Source organism: Streptococcus koreensis, from assembly GCF_003627135.1.
Classification (GTDB): Bacteria; Bacillota; Bacilli; order Lactobacillales; family Streptococcaceae; genus Streptococcus; species Streptococcus ilei.
The window spans coordinates 1526547-1549611 of sequence record NZ_CP032620.1 but is presented as its reverse complement, the minus strand read 5'-3'; the positions used below and the strand labels follow the sequence as shown (position 1 = coordinate 1549611).

Genomic DNA, 23065 nt, shown 5'->3' with positions numbered 1-23065 from the left:
CTCCTCCCTCCTATTCTTCTGTCAATGATTGATTATTCAACTGTGAGCGGGCAATTTCACTGTAGATTTCATTGGTTTCCAGAAGCTCTTCATGCGTTCCACGACCAACGATTTCTCCATGATCCAAGACAATGATTTGATCCGCATCCATAATGGTCCCAACCCGCTGGGCAACGATTAAGACGGTCGCATCTCCTGTCACTTCCTTGAGACGTTTTCTCAACGTTGCATCTGTCTTATAGTCCAGAGCCGAGAAGGAATCATCAAAGATATAGATATCCGGCTCCTTCACAACTGCACGTGCAATCGATAAACGTTGCTTCTGACCTCCAGAAAGGTTGCTACCACCTTCTGCTAAATGAGTGTCAAACTGTTCTTCCTTACTCTCGATAAATTCCTTGGCTTGGGCTACATCTGCTGCCTTATCTAGTTCTTCTATACTCGCATCTTCCTTGCCATAACGAAGGTTTTCAGCGATGGTCCCTGTAAAGAGCAGGGCCTTCTGCGGGATAAATCCAATCTTATGGCGCAAGGCTTTAACGTTAAAATCACGAACATCCACGCCATCAACCAAGATTTTCCCTAAGGTGACATCATAGAATCGAGGAATGAGCTGAACGAGAGAGGATTTCCCAGAACCGGTCGATCCGATAAAGGCGATGGTTTCACCCGGTTTAGCCTTAAAGGAAATATTGTGAAGGACTGGATTCTCTGTTTCACCAGGATAGGCAAAAGTGACATTATCAAATTCCAGATAACCCTTGGTTTCTGTCTCAGTTACCCCATTTTCATTTGGATCAATGGAAATGGGCATGTCCATTATTTCTTTCAAACGATGACTGGAGACAGCTGTCCGTGGGTACATGGTAAAGAGATTGGCTAGGAAAAGGAATGAAAGCAAGGCATGGAAACTGTATTCGATAAAGGCGACAAGATTCCCAATTTCTAAGCTCCCATCCCCTAGAGGATCCAAGGCAAACCACACAATAGCTACAATCATCGCAATGATGATTTGAACAAAGAGTGGCTCCGTCAAACCGGTCAGTTTAAAAAGTTTATTAGAGTTGTCCGCATAGACTGCATTGGCTTGGCCAAACTTTTCCTCTTGGAATTCCTCACGTGCAAAAGCACGAATGACACGAAGCCCTGTAAGATTCTCTCGTGCATATTGATTGAGCTTATCTAGGGTTTCCTGCTGCTTCTCTGACAAAGGCTTGGTCTTAACAGCTACATACCAAACCACCACGGCCAAAAGAGGCATCGAAATCGCCACAATCCAGGCAAGAGATGGACTCGTTTGTAAAATCAACAGAATACTCGACACCATCATGATGGGAGTAATGACCCCAAGTTTTAACATCTGGTCAGAAAACTGCATTAGGACAAAAGCATCAGACGTCATCCGTGTCACTAAAGAAGAAACGCCAATCTTTTCATACTCATGGTGAGAATATTCCTGAAGCTTCTCATAAAGATCATTCCGCATATCCATAACCATGGTTGTAGTAATCTTCCCAACCGCATAGGCCAGAACGATTCGACCAAGAATTCCGACGATGATCACACCAAACATAACCCAGGCCCAGAAATAAACACGCTCTATATCTCTCGGATTGATTCCCTCATCAATCATACGGGCCAAAACAGTTGGCAAACCGAGATTAACAATCACAAAAAAGATGGCTGCTGTAAAATTCAAGCACAACCATTTTGGATATTTTCTCAAATAAGACCAAATATATCCCATACCTTTCTCCTCCCTATACAATAAAAAAGCACCGTCAAGTACTTTTTAAATGATTCTAGAAAGCTCACACGCCTTCTTCACAGTAACCTCATTATATCAGAACCCTAGGTGGCTAGCAAGGAAAAGAGCTAATGAAAACCATGAAGAAAAAAGAGGATAGCCTCAGCCATCCCCTCTAGATACGATTATTTCTGACGTTTGAATTTTGCATCTTTGAAGAAAGCAAAAACTTCATAATCACTAGATTCTGCTTTTGATACATCCAAAGTTAAAACATCACCATCAATCTTATACTTGACTTTATCTTTACCACCTTCTGCTGATTCAAGAGTTTTAGCATTTTGATCAGCTTTCAGGTCAATTGTTTTCTTTTTGCTTTCACCAAGAGCTTTCATTTCGATAATCATCTTAGCTTTTGTATCTTTAATTTCAATTGTCATTGTCAAATCAAATTGATCAATCACCTGCTCAAGTTGTTCCTCACTAGCCCCTTGCTTTTTAAGGATGCTTTTAATTTGATCCTTCTCAGCTTTATAGACATATTTCCCATTATCGCTAGTTGTAGAACCACAAGCTACAAGGAAAATCGCACCAACTGCCAACAAAGCAGCAAAGACAAGACGTTTAAAGTATTTCATCAGAAATCTCCTTTTTTGTTGATAAGGACTATTCTATCAAAAAAATAGAAGTCTAACAATATAATAAATTAGTAAGAACTCGATAAGAATTGGGAGTAACCGTTGGGAATGCACTGTTCTACAGCGTTTAAGAGCGAAAGTACGCTGAATGATTTAAAGACTTTTTTTACAGTACCATACTTCTTTCGTGAAAAAATAAAGAAGATAGCAATACTATCCTCTTTTGAAACTATAGGCTACTCCTGCTCATTCCCAAACAAACTAACTGAGGCAGAACTGCGTTCCTGTCTTATCCTTAATTTCAAGTTCAACTTTTAACTTTATTCGATTAACGAAAAGACTAGATCCACTATTTGTCCCACCTTCTTTTTCATCCATTTCTAAGGTTTCTTCAGATATAGGATCAAATACAAAGAACTAAATTCGAAATTGTACACAAAAAAACCGAGGTCTAAACCTCGGTTTTCATTTTGATTGGAAACTCTATTATTTAAGAGTAACTGAAGCTCCAGCTTCTTCCAATTTAGCTTTGATTTCTTCAGCTTCAGCAGTAGCAACACCTTCTTTAACAAGTGCAGGTGCTCCATCAACAAGTTCTTTAGCTTCTTTAAGACCAAGACCTGTGATTTCACGTACAACTTTGATAACGCCGACTTTCTTGTCGCCTGCAGATGTCAATTCAACGTCGAATGAATCTTTAGCAGCACCAGCATCAGCAGCACCAGCTGCAGCAACAGCTACAGGAGCAGCTGCAGTTACACCAAATTCTTCTTCGATAGCTTTTACAAGGTCGTTCAATTCAAGGATTGAAGCTTCTTTAATTTCAGCAATAATGTTTTCAATGTTCAATGCCATTGTTAGTTCCTCCAAATAAGTTTTAAATTTTTTATTTATATTTTTTTGTAGCTAGGCTACGCTGCGTAGCTTAAGATTAAGCTGCGTCTTCTTTGTTGTCTGCAACCGCTTTGACTGCAAGAGCAACGTTGCGCACTGGCGCTTGAAGTACAGAAAGGAGCATAGAAAGAAGTCCTTCGCGGTTTGGAAGAGTTGCAAGAGCAAGGATCTCTTCTTTAGATGCGACAGCGCCTTCGATTGCACCACCCTTGATTTCAAGTGCGTCAGCAGTTTTAGAAAAGTCGTTCAAGATTTTCGCTGGTGCGATAACATCTTCATTAGAAAATGCTACAGCAGATGGTCCAACAAAAACTGATGCCAATTCTTCAAGACCAGCTTTTTCAGCTGCACGACGTAAGATTGAGTTTTTAATAACTTTGTACTCAACTTCGCTTCCACGAAGCTCACGACGAAGAACTGTATCTTGGTCAACTGTTAAACCACGAGCGTCTACAACGACGATTGATGCAGCAGCTTTCATTTTCTCAGCTACTACGTCAACTAGTTCCGCTTTTTTAGCAATAATTGCTTCACTCATTAGTGTGTTCACCTCCGTAATTATTTTGCTTGGGGAATTTTTCCAAAAGAAAAACGCGCCCAAACCTAGACACGAAAGTACAATACGCTTCTTTTTACATGATACGTTTTGTCCTCGGTAGGATATTTATGAGTCTAGCTCCCCTACTGTCTTAGGCAGTTTTTTCAAACCGTTATTTAGTGTATCACATAAAAAAAAAGAATGCAAGTGTTTTTGCAAACTTTTTTAAAAAAATATTTAATCTTTATAAATAGTCTTTGTACGATTGAGCCATGCATAGGCCAAGCCCATGAGTACTCCTCCTCCTACCCAGTTACCTACAAAAGTGACAGCGTAATGACGAAGGACATTGAAGAACTCTAAATGAGGCAAATCTTTAGAAATAGAATTAAAGGTAGCCAGTGAGAAAGAAGCAAAGTTTGCCGCAATGTGTTCATTTGTAAGAAATACAAACATATAAATAGCTGACAAAGCCAACAAAACTTTCGCTGTTTCATCTTTAAAGAAAAGGTAGGACAAGATTGCTATGTTAACGAAGATGTTGGCAATAACTCCTTCGAAGAAGACCAATTGATTCGAACGTTGGAGCTTCATCTCTACAACCGAGCCAAGGAAGCCTTTTGGATTTAAGTTTGCAAATGCACTAGTCTGTGAAAAGAGGAAAGCCAGGAACAAAGCACCGACAAGGTTAAAGAATGTACAATAGAGTAAAATTTCTAAAGCTTTTTTCCAATTAATCTTCTTTAAATAAACACCAGCAGTAAGGTACATCATATTGGAAGTCGTTAACTCACTATTTAAGAATAGTAAATAAACCAATCCCCACGCAAAAATAAACGGGAATAAGAAACGACCAGAACCTGGCAAGAAGGTGTTGAGAAGGTCTGCCCCCACAATCCCTACTGCAGTACTCATTGTCAAAAAAGCACCCGCAAACATAGATCGAACCGCATAACGAGCTTTAGAAGCTGTATACAATTCTTCCTTCTTCTTACATGCTGCTTCTACCTTAAGAACAAAATTTGATTCTCCCATCTGAATCTCCTTATATATTGAATTTGTGAACTTCTTCATTATATCATAGAATGGAGTTCCTGAAAAGGCTTTCAGAAAAATTTAAGTTAAAATTACTGTGTTCCATAACAAAGATCAATAAAACGATTTAAAACGATGAAAAAAAAAACAGACTATGATAGTCTGTTTATAATTCAATTTAATTCATATATTATAAGAAACGATTCGCCCAAGCGATATCCAAGTTCAATATTTCTTGAGTTGTATATTGTTGGCGATAAGGGTTGTAAACTGTCCCTTCATATCCACCATAAACACTTGGTGAATCATATTGAGTAAGATTGTAAGATTCAATAATGTGGTTCAATTTTGCATAGTAGCTAGTATCAGTAGCATAAACACCCGTTAAAGCAGCTGTTGCATCCTGATAGCTTGTTGTATTGCTCTTCCAAGCTCCTGCAAAATGACCTTGTTTCAAAACTGCAACGTAGTCTTGTAATGATTCATAGTAGCTAGGGTATGAACGGAAAGCATCATTGATTGTATAGGCATTTCCATTACCATCATCTTCCCAAGTCTGCATCACTGCTGATTGACCTGCATAGCTCCCCTTAATACCAAAAAGGTTATAGTGTGGATACGATGACAAACCAGATTGACCTGATCCACTTTCTAAGATGGCTTGAGCAATCATAACAGATGCATAAAGATCATTTTCTTGACCAAGTTGACGAGCTGATTCACCGATTTGCGAGATGAAAGCTTCTGTTGGATCTGCGTATTGAGAATAAGCCTCATCGTTAGCCCCAACGTTCCCTACATGCTCACTCATTGCTGCCGCTACTGTTCCTACAGCAACCAGAGCCACTAATGATCCAATCAATTTCGATTTATTTAGTATTTTTTTCAATGTGATAATCTCCTAATGTTTTAATGAATAGTCTTTAAGATGATTATAGCACAGAAAAACCCTAAAATGTTGAGTTAAATATTACATTTTAATTACAATATCGAGATAAATCAAACAAATTAATAACAGTCAAGTAATAATACGATTTATTCCGAAAAACTAAAATCAAAAATTGATTCCCAAGCTTCTTCTACTCCAGTTTTATTAACAGATGAAAAGATGATAAAGGTATCTGATTTATCAAAATCCAACTTCTTCTTAATCATGGATTCGTGCTTGTTCCATTTCCCTCTTGGAATTTTATCAGCTTTGGTCGCAACTAAGATAACAGGAATCTCGTAATATTTTAAAAATTCATACATTTGAACATCATCTGCTGAGGGTTCATGACGAAGATCGACCAGGCTGACAACAGCTCTTAAATTCTCTCTAGTTGTCAGATATTCTTCGATCATCTTGCCCCATTTCTCGCGTTCTTTTTTGGAGACACGAGCATAACCATAGCCAGGTACATCGACAAAACGAAGTTTGTCATCGATATTGAAAAAGTTCAACAATTGTGTTTTTCCTGGTTTTCCAGATGTACGGGCCAAATTTTTGCGATTCAGCATGGTATTAATAAAAGAAGACTTGCCGACATTTGATCGACCGGCAAGTGCAACTTCTGGGATATCATCTTGAGGATAATGACTTTTATTGGTAGCGCTCAACAAGATATCTGCATTATGAGTATTTACTTTCATAGAATTTCTTTCTAGGCAGTTTCTAAAATTGGCTTTTCAGTTCCCTTAACCGCTTCTTTGGTGATTCGAACCAGTTTGACATCTTCTTGACTTGGAACTTCAAACATGACATCCATCATAGTTTCTTCGATGATAGAGCGTAATCCACGAGCACCTGTCTTGCGTTCAATAGCCTTACTTGCAATTTCTTCAAGGGCTTCGTTATCAAATTCTAATTCAACATCATCAAAGGATAAGAGAGCTTGGTATTGTTTTACCAAGGCATTTCTTGGTTCTTTCAAAATACGGACAAGATCTTCAACTGTCAGTTGTTCCAAAGCAGCAAGAACTGGAAGACGACCAATTAACTCAGGAATAATACCGAATTTTTGGATATCTTCTGCAATGATTTCTTGCATATAAGAGCTGGATTCATCAATGGCTTTGTTGTTTTGGCCAAACCCGATAATCTTTTCACCTAGACGTTGCTTCACAATTTCTTCAATCCCATCAAAGGCTCCACCAACGATGAAAAGAATGTTTTTGGTGTCGACTTGGATCATCTCTTGTTGTGGGTGCTTGCGTCCTCCTTGAGGTGGCACGCTGGCAACAGTTCCCTCGATGATCTTCAAGAGGGCTTGCTGTACCCCTTCACCAGACACATCACGGGTGATAGAGACATTCTCGCTCTTCTTGGCAATCTTATCGATTTCATCAACATAGATGATGCCTCGCTCTGCACGTTCAATATTGAAGTCAGCAGCTTGCAATAGCTTAAGAAGGATGTTCTCAACGTCTTCTCCGACGTAACCAGCTTCTGTCAAGGCTGTCGCATCGGCGATAGCAAATGGAACATTTAAGCTCTTAGCAAGCGTTTGAGCCAAGAAAGTTTTTCCTGAACCTGTAGGACCGACCATCAAAATGTTTGATTTTTGTAGATCTACATCGTTGTCTTCTTCACGATTTTCGTGGAAATTAATCCGTTTGTAGTGATTGTAGACTGCTACTGCTAGCGCTCGTTTGGCACGATCCTGACCGATGACATAATGGTTGAGGATATTGAGGAGTTCGATTGGTTTTGGAACTTCTGAAAGGTCTGACAAGACTTCCTCAGCAAGTTCTTCTCGAATGATTTCTTGAGCTAACTCAACACATTCATTACAGATAAAGGCATTGTTCCCAGCGATAATCTTCTGTACTTCGTCTTGGTTTTTCCCGCAGAAGGAACAATAAACCATCATATCGTTTGATTGATTTGTAGGCATTTTCTTCTCCCGATTCTAAAGTCTGTTTGTAATTTATCTAAATAAAGTCATATAAAAGGCGTGAATAGAATTCACAAGATTAGTAAAGGCATTTAACAAGAAGAGCGTGGCTAAGCCATAGCGCTTTTTCCGAAAGGTCTGGGAAGCACATACTAGGCAAATCACGCATAAAACAGCTGTAAAAAAGCCAAAAATACTACGTTCCATGAACTAGTCTTCCTTTCTTTCAAAATGTCTAATGGTAAAGTCGTAAGGGTTTTTTTCATCTTTTTCGATTGTCCGCTCGTCTAGTAAGCGAAACTGATCCCACCGGAAGTCTTCAGGGAAGTAAGTATCACCTTCCAATTCGGCATCGATGACAGTCTGATAGAGCTCCTCTAGATAAGGCTCGAAAAGACGAATGACCTTCTCACCACCGATAATAAAGAGCGACAAATCCTGATCCTTATACCAGTTTAAAACGTCCTCAACTGAGGTTTTTAACAAAACTTTCTCATTCTCTACATCATATTTGTCATCTCTAGAGAGAATGATATTGGTCCGATTTGGGAGGACGCGTTTGTTTAAACCTTCGTAGGTAACTCTTCCCATGAGAATCGCATGGCCTGTAGTCGTTTGTTTAAAGTGCTGCAATTCAGCTGGCAAATGCCAAGGCATCACCTGGTCCTTGCCGATTACCCCATTCTTTGTCTGAGCCCAAATACCAATTACTTTCTTACTCATTTTTACATCCTTTACACTGATACTTCTATTTTATCAAATTTTTCAAGAAAAGACTGTTTCCAACTATTGCTTCCTTGAGCAAAACTTCCTATTTTTTCCGTCAAAAAAACCGCGATTTATCGCGGTTTTAATGAGGCAAATCCTAGATCTTAGTCTTCTTTTTTGCGTTTAGCAAGTCCAAATAATGAGAGACCTGTCAAAGCGCTAAGAATAGCAAGACCAGTTTTTGAACTTTCCTCTGTACCAGTTTCAGGAAGAACTGCTGTTACATCAGATGGATTGATGAATTTAGTTTCCTTAGTTTCTGGAACTGGTTTTGGATCTGGTGTTGGAACTGGATCCGGAGTTGGTGCCGGTGTTGGAGTTGGTGTAGGAACCGGAGTAGGTGTTGGAGTTGGAGTTGGAGTTGGTGTAGGAACTGGTGTTGGTGTCACCGTCTTCTTGTAGATGTGTTGAGTATTACCGTTCTCATCTACAATTGTCTTCACAAACTCGTAACCTGGAATATCTTTCTTCGGTTGCTCACCATCTTCTGTTGGATAACCAGGAATTGGATTTCCATTTTCATCTACGTGTGAAGTTGTAACTTTCTCGTAGACGTGCTCTGTATCACCGTTTGGTAATTTCTTCGTTTCAACGAAGCGGTAACCTGGAATTTCAGCTTTTGGTTGCTCACCATCAACTGTAGGATATCCTGGGATTTCTTTGCCTTCTTTGTCAACAAATTTAGTCACAGGAAGAACAGTTGGTGTGTAAGTTGCAGAAGCTTTGGTTCCGTTTACGTCTTCACGAACAACTGTCACTGCTGGTGCTTCACCAACAAATTCAGGTTCTGGTGTGAAGGTTACTGTACCATCTGGTGCCACAGTGTAAGTACCAACACCTTTAATTGTCTTAGTTGTTGAACCATCTTCAAATGTTGCTGGAACTTCATCATTCATTGGAACATTTGGATTACCAGGAGTAAAGGTTGGTTTACCTGTTTGGATTTGTCCCTTGTTACCAATTGAAGTTACTGATTCTGCAGTTGGAGTCACAGGAGTTACTATTGGTGTGTAGGTTGCAGATGCTTTTGTTCCGTTCTTATCTTCACGAACTACTGTTACTGCTGGTGCAGTTCCGACGAATGATTTCTCAGGTACGAATGTAACTGTTCCGTCTGGAGCTACTGTGTAAGTACCAACACCTTCAACTGTCTTAGTTGTAGAACCATCATCAAATGTTGCTGGAACTTCATCGTTCATAGGCACACGGCTGTCACCTTCTGTGAAGCTTGGTTTACCTGTTTGAGTAGCACCTTGTACATCAGTAGATGTAGCTGGTTCAGCTGTTGGAGTCACAGGAGTTACTGTTGGTGTGTAGGTTGCAGATGCTTTTGTTCCGTTCTTATCTTCACGAACTACTGTTACTGCTGGTGCAGTTCCGACGAATGATTTCTCAGGTACGAATGTAACTGTTCCGTCTGGTGCTACTGTGTATGTACCAACACCTTCAACTGTCTTCGTAGTTGATCCATCATCAAATGTTGCTGGAACTTCATCGTTCATAGGTACATTTGGATTACCTTCTGTGAAGCTTGGCTTACCTGTTTGGGTCGCACCTTGTACATCAGTAGACGTTGCAGGTTCAGCTGTTGGTGTTACTGGTGTTACTGTTGGTGTGTAAGTTGCAGTAACTGGAGTACCGTTCTTATCAACACGTTTCACAGTTACGCCTGTACCTGTTCCTGTGAATGATTTTTCTGGTACGAAAGTAACTGTTCCATCTGGTGCTACTGTGTAAGTTCCTTCACCTGGAATTGTCTTCGTAGTTGAACCATCTTCAAAGGTTGCTGGAACTTCATCATCCATTGGGATTGCAGGGTTACCAGGTGTGAAGCTTGGTGTACCTGTTTGTGTTTTACCTTGGATATCTGTAGATGTTGCAGGATCAGCAGTTGGAACAACTGGAGTAATCTTAGGAGTGTAGGTTGTTTCAGCTGGAGTGCCATTTGCATCTTTGGCTTGAACCTTAACTGGAACGACTTCACCTGAGTATGATTTATCAGTTGGTGTGAAGGTTACAACACCTGTTTCCTTATCAACTGTGAAAGTACCGATTTCTTTACCTTCTGGAGATTTAGCAACGACTGATTCAGCTGGTTGACCATTTTCATCAAGAAGAGTAATAGTATCCTTGTCGATTGGTGCTACTGGATCACCTTCTGTGAAGGTTACAGTTCCTGTTTGTACCACACCTTGAGGAGCTTCTGATTCAGCTGGTGTTGCTTCTGGTGTTACCGGAGTTACAGTTGGTGTGTATTTAGCTGTAACTGGAGTACCGTTCTTATCAACACGTTTAACAGTTACGCCTGTACCTGTTCCTGTGAATGATTTTTCTGGTACGAAAGTTACTGTTCCATCTGGAGCAACAGTATAAGTTCCTTCTCCTTCAACTGTCTTAGTTGTTGAGCCATCTTCAAAGGTTGCAGGTGTATCATCATCCATTGGGACGTTTTCATTACCTGGTGTGAAGGTTGGTTTACCAGTTTGGGTTTGACCTTGTTTGTCAGTTGAAGTTGCATCTTCTGCTGTTGGTGTAACAGGAGTTACAGTTGGTGTGTAGGTTGCAGATGCTTTTGTTCCGTTCTTATCTTCGCGGACAACTGTCACGGCTGGTGCAGTTCCTACGAATGATTTTTCTGGAACAAATGTTACTGTTCCGTCTGCTGCTACTGTGAAAGTACCAACGCCTTCAACAGTCTTAGTTGTAGAACCGTCGTCGAATGTTGCTGGAACATCTTCGTTGATTGGTACACGACTGTCACCTGCAGTAAATTCAGGTTTACCTGTTTGTGTAGCACCTTGAATGTCTGTTGTTTCTGCTGGTGTAGCAGTTGGTGTAACAGGAGTTACAGTTGGTGTGTATGTCGCAGAAGCTTTTGTTCCATTCTTATCTTCGCGGACAACTGTCACGGCTGGTGCAGTTCCTACGAATGATTTTTCTGGAACAAATGTTACTGTTCCGTCTGCTGCTACTGTGAAAGTACCAACGCCTTCAACAGTCTTAGTTGTAGAACCGTCGTCGAATGTTGCTGGAACATCTTCGTTGATTGGTACACGACTGTCACCTGCAGTAAATTCAGGTTTACCTGTTTGTGTAGCACCTTGAATATCTGTTGTTTCAGCTGGTGTTGCAGTTGGTTTAACCGGAGTTACTGTTGGTGTGTATGTCGCAGAAGCTTTTGTTCCGTTCTTATCTTCGCGGACAACTGTCACTGCTGGTGCAGTTCCTACGAAAGATTTCTCTGGAACAAATGTTACTGTTCCATCTGGGGCTACTGTGTAAGTACCAACTCCTTCAACTGTCTTAGTTGTTGATCCATCGTCAAATGTTGCTGGAACATCTTCGTTAATTGGAACAGTCTTTTCAACACCGTTAACTTCAACTGTTCCACCCTTGAATTCAGGTTTACCTGTTTGTGTTGCACCTTGAATATCTGTTGTTTCAGCTGGTGTTGCTGTTGGTGTTACTCCTACAACTGTTGGTGTGTATGTCGCAGAAGCTTTTGTTCCGTTCTTATCTTCGCGGACAACTGTCACGGCTGGTGCAGTTCCTACGAATGATTTCTCTGGAACAAATGTTACTGTTCCGTCTGCTGCTACTGTGAAAGTACCAACGCCTTCAACTGTCTTAGTTGTTGAGCCGTCGTCAAACGTTGCTGGAACATCTTCGTTGATTGGAACAGTCTTTTCAACACCGTTAACTTCAACTGTTCCACCCTTGAATTCAGGTTTACCTGTTTGTGTTGCACCTTGGATGTCTTTTGTTTCTGCAGGTGTTGCTGTTGGTGTTACTCCTACAACTGTTGGTGTGTATGTCGCAGAAGCTTTTGTTCCATTCTTATCTTCACGAACAACTGTAACCGCTGGTGCAGTTCCTACAAAGTTTGGTTCTGGAACGAATGTAACTGTTCCATCTGCTGCTACTGTGAAAGTACCAACGCCTTCAACAGTCTTAGTTGTTGAGCCGTCGTCGAATGTTGCTGGAACATCTTCGTTGATTGGAACAGTCTTTTCAACACCGTTAACTTCAACTGTACCACCCTTGAATTCAGGTTTACCTGTTTGAGTAGCACCTTGGATGTCTTTTGTTTCTGCTGGTGTTGCTGTTGGGGTTACTCCTACAACTGTTGGTGTGTACTTAGCCGTTGCTGTCTTGATGTACTCCTCTTGAACCTTACCATTTTTATTACGACCAACTGGTGCTGACAAGGTAACTTCCACACCTTTGGCTGTACCAGTAAAGCTTGGTTCTGGAGTGAAGGTTACTTCACCTGTTGTAGGATTAATCGTGTATGTTCCTTCTCCTGCTACTGTTACAGAAGTCGCATCAGTAGTAAGTCCTGTAGCTGGATCTACTAATTTAGCAGGATATTCTGCACTTGGAGAGATCGCAATCTTGTCCCCATTTGCGTTAGTTGCAGTTGTATTAAAGGTTGGTGTTCCTGTTTGAGTCGCTCCTTGCACATCAGTCGATGTCTTGTCAACCCCTTCAATTTCAATCGGAGTAACTGTTGGGATATAAAGACCATCCATGGTATTCAACTGACCATCAACGTTTGCTTCTTGATCAGGGAATTTTGTTGACCAACCCGTATCGTAACCATTGTTATCTACACGACGGATAGAGATACCATCTGCAGTTCCTAGGAAGTTATCTTCTGGGATAAACTCAACGTCTACGTCTTTACCATTGGCAGTGATCTTGTATTTACCTTGACCTGGAACTACGTAGTAACCTTCTGCATCAAGAGTTGCACGGTTACCATCTTTGTCAACGATGTATGGTTCTACAGTTTCATCGATGACAGCCTTAGAATCGCGTTCATATTTGTGTTCTCCACGTGCTGTAAAGGCTACGGTTGCTGTTTGTTTAGCACCTTGAAGGCCAGAAGTTTCTTTAAATTCTCCTTTTGGTGGGTGGGTAATTTGAGTTCTGAAGTCTTCTACTTCTCCTGAGAAAGCCATACCCGTTGGGCTTTCAATCTCAGTAGCTTTCTTGGCAATACGGACACGAGCACCTAGTTCTTTAACGCTAGGGTCGATATAAGTCTTGCTTTTTGCGAAGGTCAACTCAACTGTACCATCTTGGGTCACTTTTGCAAGATCAGAGCGCTCATCTTCGTCAAAAGTACCGTTTTGGTTAAAGTCTACCCAACCGTAGATATAAGCTTCTTTAGCTCCATCCAAATGGGCTTGAACTGACATCTTGTAGTTCCCTGGGCGTGTACGGTCCATCTTGATCATCTCATTGGTTGTCCCTTTGAGTTCATCTGGAAGTAATTGGTTAATTCCTTCATCGGCCGTAGTTGCCTTATCATCACCGAACCAGTCAAGAGTCGTATTCTCATCCATATCTGGGCTCACATTACCAAGATACGGTTGATTTACTTTAGCTCCAGTGACACCGTCTACAGTTGCAATGGTATGAACTGCCTTACCATATGACTCAGGAGCATCCCCTTCATCAAGTGGGAAGAATCCCAGCATAGCAGACTGTTTACCACCCGAAGCGATGTAAAGTCCCACTTCAGATGCTCCACGCGTCATAACAAGGGGAACAGAGGAATCGCCTGCAGAAATATTTGGCCCAAAGACACCAGTCCCAAGACCACCAGTTACTTGGTCAGGGTTCCCAAAATACTTCCAAGCGACTGGTTTTTTATCTGGGCCAACTTGATTAGACCCGCGAAGTTGGTTAAGGTTAATTCCGTAGAATGATTTACCATTAATAGTAGTAGTAGGGTTAGGGCCAAAAAGATTATCCGTATCTTGTATCATGTACGGTACACTACCACTTCTATAATCTTTTTTCCATTCTCCAAGATGTTGCCAACCTTCTCCATTGGTAGTGAACATAACAAATTCACCAGGGTTGGCAGACTCTCCATCAGCCATAACAATAGCTGGCTTAACTGTCTTACCACGGAAGGTTGCAGAGATTTCAAACTGAACTCCGATATTTCCACCATTTATCGCTGAAGCAATGGTTGTCTTCTTGGTTTTGGTGTCAATTCCTTCATGTTTAATTTCGGTATAACCATTTTGAGGCTCTGCGGTAATCATGGCCTCCTCACCGTTATTAAAAAGTAACTTAGTAGTATTTGAATTCGAATTATTGACAAAACCGTTTCGAGCATTTGGATCATAGGTTGCTTTTTCTGCGTCAGTAGCTCCTTGGCTTTCTAGTCTCTTCTTATAGATTTCAGTTGCTTGGAAGGGTTTCAAAGACTTAACTTTGATGGTTACCACATATCCAGGCATGATTTCCTTAGTATAGGTAGCCCCAACTTGAAGAGCCATTTTCTCTTGTAAGTTTTCAGTTGGTTTAACTTCGGAGGCAGGTACTAATGTCGTAGTGGTTCCTGTCCAGTTGGCTACATCTCCAAAGTCCAACCATGTAATCTGGCTAGTCAAAGATTTTGCGTCAAGGTCTGTTGTATATCCTGGTTTTTCAACCTTTGGAGTTGAAGTTGCGTCTTCAACGTCATCCCCAATCAAGCTTTCATTATTAGGATCTCCGATTGCACGACGAGTACGGCGTTTACCAGAAGTTTCTGCTGTTACAGTAGGAGTTTCAGTTGCTGGTGCTTCCACACCTGCAGCCACTTCTTTTTTCTTATCTGTTGTAGCTGCTTCTGTTGCCTTGTTGCTTGGATTTGTTGAAGCTTCTGTTGCTGCAGGAGCTGCTACTGCTGGTTTTTCTTCAGTCGTAGCTGTTGTCGTTGGTTCTGTAGTTGCAGCTGGTGCGACACCTGAAGGGGTCACTGGCGCTTCAGCTTTGTAAGTGGTAGCTGAAGTTGAAGCTTCACTTGTTGTAGCAGTGTTCGCTTCAGTTGTTGTAGAAGCAGGAGCTTCTGTTGGTGTAGCAGGTTGAGCCCCTTCTTCTGTTGCCTTTGCAACAGTTGCTGGGTTCTCTGCGTTTTCTTCGGCTGCTACGCTAGACGCTGTACCAACCATAACGAGTGTTCCTAAAAGGACAGAGCAAACTCCGACATTCAATTTACGAATCGAAAATCTGCTAATGCGATCATTAAATAAATCTTTGCCCATATTTTCCTCCATAATTTTTTACAATTAATAAGCTAATTTATTGGCCTATATTTTAAACCTTATATATTCTATCAGATTAGTTAAAAATATCAAAGTGAAATGACTCAAAAAACTAATCATTTTTAAAATTTTTGATGATATTACTAACCGGTATATTTAATAAATAGGAAGTAGGGTTCAATTTAGTGAAAATTTTTAAACTTTCTTCCTATTTACATAATGTTTTATACTAACAATCTCTATATAGCCAAATCAAACTTCAATTGAGGTTTGACAGGATCATAGTCCTCCAGTACAAAATCCTCAGCTTTAATCTCAAAGAAATTGGTGCCATCTGGCACATTCAAGACCAAACGAGGCTGGCAATCAGATGGCTCACGCCGAAGTAATTCTTCTGCCTGTTCAAATTGGTTATCATAGATGTGCAGGTTGTTAATAAAGTAAAAGAACTTGCCAACCTTCCAGCCAAAGTGCTTGGCAATCATCATTTGAAGAGCCACGTACTGCATAGCATTGATGTGGTGGGCTACCAACATGTCATTGGAACGTTGGGTCAAGGTTGCATCCAGATAGATTTCCCCATCGACACGACGCACATCAAACATGGTTTGAAAAGCACAAGGTAAGAGTCCTTCGCTCTCCTCAAAGGCTTGGTAGTCCCAAATGGAAATGATATTGCGACGATTCCAAGGATTCTCCTCTAACTGTTTGAGAATCTTGTTGATGATGTCGTGCTTTTTAACGACGGCACCATACCGCTCTCCAATTGTTCCCGTATCTCCCACTTCCCAGTCATTCCAGTAGCGGACTTGGTACTTGTCATTTAGGAGTTCCAGACTATTAGACTGGTCCTGATAAATCCAGAGCATCTCCTTGATAGCCGACTTAATGGCGATAGGACGAAGCGTCGTAATAGGGAACTCGCCTTTGGCTAGATCAAATTCCATAAAAGCCCCAGTAATGTACTTGGAATTGGCAGTTGTACCATCCTTGTACCTAGGCCGAGCCTGCTCAGACCAGACGCCTTCTTCCATAATTCTTCGAATATTTTCTTTAAAAAGGATATCTGCTTTTGTCATTCATTCTCCTTAAATACTTTAATACTTTCATTATAACATAGGATAAATAAAAAGAGTTCTAAATGATTCAATTTAGAACTCTTTTTGTATGATTCTATTGTAGGACAAGTGACGCAGCTCCAATAACTCCTGCATCATTTCCAAGATTAGCAAGCACCAGTTGGGTTGAAGTACGAACTTGTGGGAAGGTATTTTCATCAAAGACTTTTTGAACCCCATCCAAGAGGAATTGACCTGCTGCTGATACACCACCACCGATGACGATGTTTGCTGGGTTCAAGACACTTGCGATGTTGGCACAAGCAATACCCAAGTATTGAGAGAAATGACGGTAGACAATCAAGGCCAAATCATCCCCATCTTTAGCCAAATCAAAGACAGTCTTAGCTGTGACTTCTTCTCCATCGTCAATCAAGCGTTTCAACTCCGCATCTCCTGCATATTCATCTGCATAGCGACGAGTCAAATTGACAATACCAGTTGCTGAAGCTACTGTTTCCAAGCAACCTTTCTTACCACAGGTACAATCAAATGGACGATCGAAGTCTACTGTGATATGGCCAAGTTCACCAGCTACACCACCAGCACCGTGCAAGAGTTTTCCTTCCGCCACGATACCGCCACCAACACCTGTACCAAGTGTCATGAAGACGACGTCTGGTTGATTTTCGCCAGCACCTTTCCAACGTTCACCAAGGGCAGCAACGTTAGCGTCATTGTCGATGAAGAAAGGAATTCCCAAGGCAGACTCAATATCTTTCTTGATTGGCTGAAGAGTCTTCCAGTTAAGGTTGTAGGCCCCGATAACCGTTCCTTCGAAGCGATCAACTGCACCAGGTGATCCCATTCCGATTCCTATGAAATCTTCTGCTAAAAGGTTTAATAGTTCCAAGCGATGTTGAATGGAAGCGATGATATCAGGAACGATGTGGCTTCCTTCGTCGAGGATGTTGGTCTTAATAGACCACTTTTCTTGAATTTCACCTTCTTGCGTCAAAATGGCAAATTTGACAGATGTTCCACCTAAGTCAATACCAATAATTTTCTTGGACATTTTACACTCCTTTGTTCCTATTCTCTTGACACTAGTATACCAAAATGTGAAAAGGGTTTCAATCATTTTTCAAGAATTCTCTCAATTTCATTTGCAAAAAAGAACCTGTCTGCAAAAACACAGACAGGATTTTCTTACTCTTCGTTATGAAGCTTTAAAAAGAGTCTCAGGGATTGTACGCCAATGACGAAGAAGAACAATCCCAAAATATGTAACAAGAAGACACTAATCGATAGAGGACTGACAATGAGAAACAATCCTATAAACAGTTGAATGAGTCCCCAAAAAGTAAACTTCTTGGATAATTCTTCAGATCGTTTGGAAAGGTAATGGGCCTTTTTCAAACTCAAAGCAGACTTATATAAGAGCCAAATACCGAGTGTGATCGGAAAGACAATTGGCAAGGTCTTGTAGCCATATAGTAAGAGATAGACTGCAAAGACTAGCGAGACCACACTTTGAAATAAATAGGGATCCGACAAGGTCGCTTGGGTCCGTAGACGGTAGTAACGTGATAAGCGCGAAACTGAAATCAAGAAAAAGCCCAGAGAAATCAACCAACTAAAGGTGGCAATTTTTTCGATTGGATTCACAAAGAGAATAAAACCAATGCCACAAAATAAAAATGATGACAATAACAGACTGTATTTGCTAATATGATGCATTCTTCCTCCTTTAGTTTTCTGCCAACTCACTCAAGTACTCATACCGTTCATACTTGGCTAAGAGCCGCTCGTTTTCTTCATCCATCTGACGTTGGAGACTGGCCAACTTACCGAAGTCAGAACCATTCTCATTCATCTCAGTCTCAATGGCTGCGATTTTGTTTTCAATATCTTCAATCTCACTCTCAATGGTCGCCCACTCCTGTTTTTCCTGGTAACTCATACGTTTCTTTTCTTCCCGGACTTTGACCACCTTTTCTTTTTCAGGTTTGCTACTTTCGGCAACCATTTCTAGCTCAAACTTTTTCTCATCTAAGTAATCCGTATAATTTCCAAAGAATTCGCGGATACCACCATTTTCAAAAGCTAGAATCTTAGAAGCGACCTTGTCTAAAAAATAGCGATCATGACTAACCGTGATGACTGGTCCACCAAAGCCTTGTAGAAAGTTCTCTAACACCGTCAAAGTCGCGATATCCAAATCATTGGTCGGCTCGTCCAAGAGCAAGACATTTGGTTTTTCGATGAGAAGTTTCAAGAGATAGAGGCGTTTTTTTTCACCACCAGAAAGTTTCTCTATCAAGGTACCGTGAGTGGAACGTGGAAAGAGAAATTGCTCCAGCAACTCAGCAATCGACGTAGAGCCTGCGCTAGTCTTGACCTCTTCCGCTACTTCTTGCAGGAAGTTGATCATCCGCTTGCTTTCATCCAAACCTTCGATCTGCTGCGAGAAGTAAGCAATTCTCACCGTTTCTCCAATAACAACCTTGCCAGCAGTCGGTTGGAGTTTCCCAGCAATGAGATTGAGCAGGGTCGATTTCCCAACACCATTATCTCCCACAATTCCAATTCGATCCTTGTTTTGAACCAAAAGGTTAAACTGCTGCAGAATAGGGCTCTGGTCATAGGCGAAATCGACATCTTGAAATTCGATGACTTTCTTACCGATCCGACTGGTTTCAAAGGACATTTCCAGATCTGTTTCTGTAGTCTGGTGAGATAGGTCCTTCTTGAGGTCGTGGAAACGATTGATCCGCGCCTGTTGTTTAGTAGCACGCGCCTGCGGTTGCCGACGCATCCAGGTCAATTCCTGCTTATACAGTTGCTGCTTCTTATGAAGAAGAGCCGCATCTCGCTCGTCCTGCTCAGCTTTCAAGCGGACATAATCTTGGTAGTTCCCTTGATATTCGACTAGACCAGCACGGTCCAGTTCAAAAATTCGAGTTGAAATATTGTCCAAGAAATAACGGTCATGGGTGATGAAAAGAACGGTTTTCTTAGAGTTCTTTAGAAAATTGGTCAACCATTCGATGGTATCAATATCCAAATGGTTGGTCGGTTCATCTAACAGGAGCAAATCATGGTCTCCTAGGAGAACCTGAGCTAGCTGGACACGGCGACGCAACCCTCCAGACAAACTACCAACCTTAGCAGATAGATCTTGAATCCCCAGTTTAGTTAAAACTGTTTTGACCTGGCTTTCGATTTCCCATGCATTGAGAGAATCCATCTCTGCCATCACTTTTTCCAGTTTAGCTTGCTGACTCTCATCGTACTGGCTCGTCAACAGTTCATACTGACGAATCAATTGGAGTTCTTTCACATCTTCTGACAGCACTGTATCGAGGACAGTTTTGTTATCATCAAACTGAGGTTCTTGAGTGAGATAGCCAATCTTATAATCATTCTTTGCAGAAAAAGGAGAACGATCTCCGTCATAGCCTGAACGACCAGATAAAACATCTAAGAGAGTTGTTTTCCCTGTCCCATTAACCCCGATTAGTCCAATCCGATCCAGCTCATGAATGATGAAAGAAATATCTTTAAAGACCGTTTTGTCCCCGACGGACTTGGTTAGTTTTTCAACGATAAAATCGCTCATGCTTCCCCCTTCTTAGCTTCAAGATAGTCGCTCAAAAAATCTCCAATCGCTTCTTTGTCATTCTCTAATTCTCCATCTACAATGGCCCATTCAATGGCAGAAATCACTTGTCCTAGAGCTGGACCTGGTTTTAAGCCGTATTCCTTGATCAACAACCCACCATTGACTACAATTTCATGCTTATCATGAATAGCTAGAGAATCATACAATTCCTCAATGACTTGGAAATCTACAGGCAATCCATGAGCCTGACGTAGTTCTTCCGCTGATAAGAGCAGAGACTTATCATAGCGGTAGACGTCCCGACGATTTAAACGAGCCTTTTCACGTAAGCGGTAGATTTCAACCAACTGCTCCACCTTCTTAGCGAAGTCACGAGACGTTTTCCATTTCTTGAAAAAAGCAGAAACCTTATTCTCATCTAAGGTCAAGAGTAAGGCAGCCCATGCTTGCTCTGAACTCGTAAAGCTATAGTCCATCTTCAGTTGGAAAAGTTTCTCTAGTGACGAACGACTATTCTGTAAGAGAGGAAGATACTGATAGCTATGACTAGCAATCAACCCTTCTAAGCCCTTTCGCCAATAAGGAGCTAAGAGGAGCTTATCTAACTCAATAAAAACTCGCTCGACAGAGATCTTTTCTAGCAAGGGGGCGCAATCTGTCATAGCTTTAAAGGTCTCTTCTTCTAGATCAAACCCAAGACTGGCCTGAAACCGAAAACCACGCATGATCCGAAGGGCATCTTCGTTAAAGCGTTCTGTCGCCACTCCAACAGCTCTTAAAATTCGATTCTCCAAATCTTCCAGCCCCTTGAAAAGATCAATGATTTCCCCTTCTTCACTCAAAGCAAAGGCGTTGACAGTAAAATCTCGGCGCTTAAGATCTTCCTCTAGCGAGCGCACAAAACTTACCGAGCTGGGTCTTCGAAAGTCGACATAGACATCCTCTGTTCGAAAGGTGGTAATTTCATATTCCTGATGGTTCTCTAAAACTAAGACTGTCCCGTGTTCAATCCCGACATCAATGGTCCGCTCGAAAATAGCCTTGGTCTCTTCTGGGTAAGAGGAGGAAGCGATGTCTACATCGTGAATGGGACGACCTAAAATAGCATCTCGCACAGAGCCTCCGACGAAATAAGCTTCATACCCAGCTTTTCGAATCTTTTCTAATATTGGCAAAGCCTCCTGAAATTCAGAAGGCAGTTTTTTTAATCTCATAATAGATGTTCTAAACCATAGACAAGCTCATGACGCTTGACTACCTCTTTTACTCCTAGATTAACCCCTGTCATGAAGGACACCCGATCATAGGAATCGTGGCGTAAGGTCAATCCTTCTCCTTTACTACCGAAAATCACTTCTTGGTGGGCTACCAGACCAGGCAAGCGAACCGAATGGATATGCATCCCTTGGTAGTTGGCACCACGAGCTCCTGGAAGACTTTCTTCCTCGTCCGGCGCACCTTGCTCTTGCGGTTGACGAACCTGACTGATAAGCTCAGCCGTCTTCATAGCAGTCCCGCTAGGAGCGTCCTTCTTTTTATCGTGGTGCAACTCAATGATTTCAACATTTGGAAAGTACTTAGCTGCCTGCGTTGCAAATTGCATGAGCAAGACCGCCCCAATGGCAAAGTTTGGCGCGATGAGCCCTCCAATATTCTTCTCACGAGATAAATCAATCAAGTCAGTGATTTCTTCTGTTGTAAATCCTGTCGTTCCGACCACAGGCGCCAGTCCATGCTCCAAAGCAAAGCGGGTATGCTCATAGGCAACTTTAGGGATGGTGAAGTCAATCCACACATCCGCTTCCAGCATCAAAACGCCTTCCTTGTCATGGAAGACTGGAACACCCGTCAACTCATTCTCAGACGCATGGGGATCAATCAAGCCAACTAGTTCAAGCTCAGGATCTTCTAACACCATGTGATAAGCCGCTCGGCCCATTCTACCTTTAAAACCTGCAATCACTACTTTAATTGGCATGTTTTCTCCTTATACTTTCGGTACAAAACTAATGGCAACGCTATGATTTCCTAAATGCGTGCCAATGACACTGCCAAAGGTCGCAAATGGAATCTCACCAGCAAAACCATCTTGATGAAGAATATCACGAAGTGTTTCCGCTTTATCCAGTGCATTCCCGTGAATGATAATGATCTGATAGTCTTTTTCCGCAGTTCCTTCTTTGACAATCTCAGCTAAGCGTTTAATGGCTTTTTTCTCTGTACGAACTTTCTCATACACTTCAATCACGCCTTCCTCATTAAAATAGAGGATGGGCTTAATGCTGAGAAGATTCCCAAGGATCGCAGCTCCATTAGAAAGACGGCCCCCTTTGACCAAATGGTTGAGATCATCTACCATGATGTAGGCAGAAGTCCCATCGATTTGTATCTGGATATTAGCTAGAATTTCATCAAATGACCGACCTTCACCTGCCCATTTGATTGCTTCTTCAGCCATCCAGCCAAGCGGAGCACTGGTGATCTTAGAATCTGGGAAAACGATGGTCATGTTCGGGAACTCATCCTTCAAATACTGGATATTCTGATAGAAACCAGAAATACCTGAAGATAGGAAAATTCCTAAAACATGGGTATAGCCTTTAGATTCTAATTGCGCCAAGAGTTCTTCTAATTCCGCGATACTAGGTTGACTAGTTTTCGGAAGTTCAGACGAAGATTCCATCTTTTGATAGAACTCTTCTGCTGTCAGGTTTTTACCTTCTACGTAAGATACTCCATCAATGACAACTGGAATATCTAGGACAAATAAATTATCGTGTCTTCTTGATTCATCTGAAAGATAGGCAGAAGAATCTGTGATGACTGCTAATTTCATG

17 protein-coding genes and 1 other annotated feature are annotated in these 23065 nt (G+C 41.5%); all 17 genes read right to left on the bottom strand.

The genetic code is table 11. The annotated features are described in order from the left end of the window. Positions 1-10: 10 nt before the first annotated feature. The 17 genes from D7D50_RS07750 to D7D50_RS07660 all read right to left on the bottom strand — a co-directional run bounded on the left by D7D50_RS07750 (position 11) and on the right by D7D50_RS07660 (position 23064). The gene (locus D7D50_RS07750) at positions 11-1747 is read right to left on the bottom strand and encodes an ABC transporter ATP-binding protein (RefSeq protein ID WP_120701916.1); all 1737 of its coding nucleotides are present in this window, start codon (positions 1745-1747) and stop codon (positions 11-13) included. A 185-nt stretch (positions 1748-1932) separates the two neighbouring features. Next, positions 1933-2385, bottom strand: a complete 453-nt coding sequence (locus tag D7D50_RS07745) for a hypothetical protein (protein WP_023023308.1) — start codon at positions 2383-2385, stop codon at positions 1933-1935. A 486-nt stretch (positions 2386-2871) separates the two neighbouring features. Beyond that, positions 2872-3240, bottom strand: coding sequence for a 50S ribosomal protein L7/L12 (gene rplL, locus D7D50_RS07740; protein WP_001196965.1), 369 nt, complete (start codon positions 3238-3240; stop codon positions 2872-2874). A 76-nt stretch (positions 3241-3316) separates the two neighbouring features. Next, positions 3317-3817, bottom strand: a complete 501-nt coding sequence (rplJ, locus tag D7D50_RS07735) for a 50S ribosomal protein L10 (protein ID WP_006596316.1) — start codon at positions 3815-3817, stop codon at positions 3317-3319. Positions 3818-3855: 38 nt separating this feature from the next. Continuing rightward, positions 3856-3991: a sequence feature (ribosomal protein L10 leader region), on the bottom strand. Between the two features lie 63 nt (positions 3992-4054). Then, positions 4055-4852, bottom strand: coding sequence for a formate/nitrite transporter family protein (locus D7D50_RS07725; protein ID WP_120701915.1), 798 nt, complete (start codon positions 4850-4852; stop codon positions 4055-4057). 190 nt (positions 4853-5042) lie between these two features. Then, on the bottom strand, positions 5043-5741 hold the full coding sequence (locus D7D50_RS07720; protein WP_120701914.1) for a glucosaminidase domain-containing protein: 699 nt from the start codon (positions 5739-5741) through the stop codon (positions 5043-5045). 146 nt (positions 5742-5887) lie between these two features. After that, positions 5888-6484: a ribosome biogenesis GTP-binding protein YihA/YsxC gene (gene yihA / locus D7D50_RS07715; RefSeq protein ID WP_120701913.1), complete on the bottom strand. Its 597-nt coding sequence runs from the start codon at positions 6482-6484 to the stop codon at positions 5888-5890. Between the two features lie 11 nt (positions 6485-6495). Continuing rightward, a complete protein-coding gene (clpX, locus tag D7D50_RS07710) occupies positions 6496-7728 on the bottom strand; it encodes an ATP-dependent Clp protease ATP-binding subunit ClpX (RefSeq protein WP_120701912.1) in 1233 nt (410 codons plus the stop codon). 210 nt (positions 7729-7938) lie between these two features. Beyond that, positions 7939-8451, bottom strand: coding sequence for a dihydrofolate reductase (locus D7D50_RS07700; RefSeq protein WP_120701910.1), 513 nt, complete (start codon positions 8449-8451; stop codon positions 7939-7941). 149 nt (positions 8452-8600) lie between these two features. Beyond that, positions 8601-15545 (bottom strand): CshA/CshB family fibrillar adhesin-related protein, encoded by a 6945-nt coding sequence (locus tag D7D50_RS07695; protein WP_120701909.1) that lies wholly within the window; start codon positions 15543-15545, stop codon positions 8601-8603. 239 nt (positions 15546-15784) lie between these two features. Beyond that, positions 15785-16624, bottom strand: a complete 840-nt coding sequence (locus D7D50_RS07690; protein WP_120701908.1) for a thymidylate synthase — start codon at positions 16622-16624, stop codon at positions 15785-15787. A 94-nt stretch (positions 16625-16718) separates the two neighbouring features. Next, positions 16719-17678 carry an ROK family glucokinase gene (locus tag D7D50_RS07685; RefSeq protein WP_120701907.1) on the bottom strand — a complete coding sequence of 320 codons (960 nt, stop codon included), beginning with the start codon at positions 17676-17678 and terminating at the stop codon, positions 16719-16721. A 134-nt stretch (positions 17679-17812) separates the two neighbouring features. Further along, positions 17813-18343, bottom strand: coding sequence for a DUF308 domain-containing protein (locus tag D7D50_RS07680; RefSeq protein WP_120701906.1), 531 nt, complete (start codon positions 18341-18343; stop codon positions 17813-17815). A gap of 10 nt (positions 18344-18353) precedes the next feature. After that, positions 18354-20225 carry an ABC-F family ATP-binding cassette domain-containing protein gene (locus D7D50_RS07675; protein ID WP_120701905.1) on the bottom strand — a complete coding sequence of 624 codons (1872 nt, stop codon included), beginning with the start codon at positions 20223-20225 and terminating at the stop codon, positions 18354-18356. Then, positions 20222-21442 carry a CCA tRNA nucleotidyltransferase gene (locus tag D7D50_RS07670; protein ID WP_120701904.1) on the bottom strand — a complete coding sequence of 407 codons (1221 nt, stop codon included), beginning with the start codon at positions 21440-21442 and terminating at the stop codon, positions 20222-20224. Before D7D50_RS07670 ends, D7D50_RS07675 begins: the two co-directional genes overlap by 4 nt. Further along, positions 21439-22206 carry a 4-hydroxy-tetrahydrodipicolinate reductase gene (dapB, locus tag D7D50_RS07665; protein WP_120701903.1) on the bottom strand — a complete coding sequence of 256 codons (768 nt, stop codon included), beginning with the start codon at positions 22204-22206 and terminating at the stop codon, positions 21439-21441. The genes D7D50_RS07670 and dapB overlap by 4 nt, the downstream gene beginning before the upstream one ends. Before the next feature lie 9 nt (positions 22207-22215). Next, a complete protein-coding gene (locus tag D7D50_RS07660; RefSeq protein WP_120701902.1) occupies positions 22216-23064 on the bottom strand; it encodes a DegV family protein in 849 nt (282 codons plus the stop codon). Between the last annotated feature and the right edge of the window lies 1 nt (position 23065).

Bases quoted from the DNA above. Each gene is read 5' to 3' on its own strand.
- D7D50_RS07750 (WP_120701916.1), bottom strand. From the start codon at position 1,747: ATGGGATATATTTGGTCTTATTTGAGAAAATATCCAAAATGGTTGTGC.
- D7D50_RS07745 (WP_023023308.1), bottom strand. From the start codon at position 2,385: ATGAAATACTTTAAACGTCTTGTCTTTGCTGCTTTGTTGGCAGTTGGT.
- rplL (WP_001196965.1), bottom strand. From the start codon at position 3,240: ATGGCATTGAACATTGAAAACATTATTGCTGAAATTAAAGAAGCTTCA.
- rplJ (WP_006596316.1), bottom strand. From the start codon at position 3,817: ATGAGTGAAGCAATTATTGCTAAAAAAGCGGAACTAGTTGACGTAGTA.
- D7D50_RS07725 (WP_120701915.1), bottom strand. From the start codon at position 4,852: ATGGGAGAATCAAATTTTGTTCTTAAGGTAGAAGCAGCATGTAAGAAG.
- yihA (WP_120701913.1), bottom strand. From the start codon at position 6,484: ATGAAAGTAAATACTCATAATGCAGATATCTTGTTGAGCGCTACCAAT.
- clpX (WP_120701912.1), bottom strand. From the start codon at position 7,728: ATGCCTACAAATCAATCAAACGATATGATGGTTTATTGTTCCTTCTGC.
- D7D50_RS07700 (WP_120701910.1), bottom strand. From the start codon at position 8,451: ATGAGTAAGAAAGTAATTGGTATTTGGGCTCAGACAAAGAATGGGGTA.
- D7D50_RS07695 (WP_120701909.1), bottom strand. From the start codon at position 15,545: ATGGGCAAAGATTTATTTAATGATCGCATTAGCAGATTTTCGATTCGT.
- D7D50_RS07690 (WP_120701908.1), bottom strand. From the start codon at position 16,624: ATGACAAAAGCAGATATCCTTTTTAAAGAAAATATTCGAAGAATTATG.
- D7D50_RS07685 (WP_120701907.1), bottom strand. From the start codon at position 17,678: ATGTCCAAGAAAATTATTGGTATTGACTTAGGTGGAACATCTGTCAAA.
- D7D50_RS07680 (WP_120701906.1), bottom strand. From the start codon at position 18,343: ATGCATCATATTAGCAAATACAGTCTGTTATTGTCATCATTTTTATTT.
- D7D50_RS07675 (WP_120701905.1), bottom strand. From the start codon at position 20,225: ATGAGCGATTTTATCGTTGAAAAACTAACCAAGTCCGTCGGGGACAAA.
- D7D50_RS07670 (WP_120701904.1), bottom strand. From the start codon at position 21,442: ATGAGATTAAAAAAACTGCCTTCTGAATTTCAGGAGGCTTTGCCAATA.
- dapB (WP_120701903.1), bottom strand. From the start codon at position 22,206: ATGCCAATTAAAGTAGTGATTGCAGGTTTTAAAGGTAGAATGGGCCGA.
- D7D50_RS07660 (WP_120701902.1), bottom strand. From the start codon at position 23,064: ATGAAATTAGCAGTCATCACAGATTCTTCTGCCTATCTTTCAGATGAA.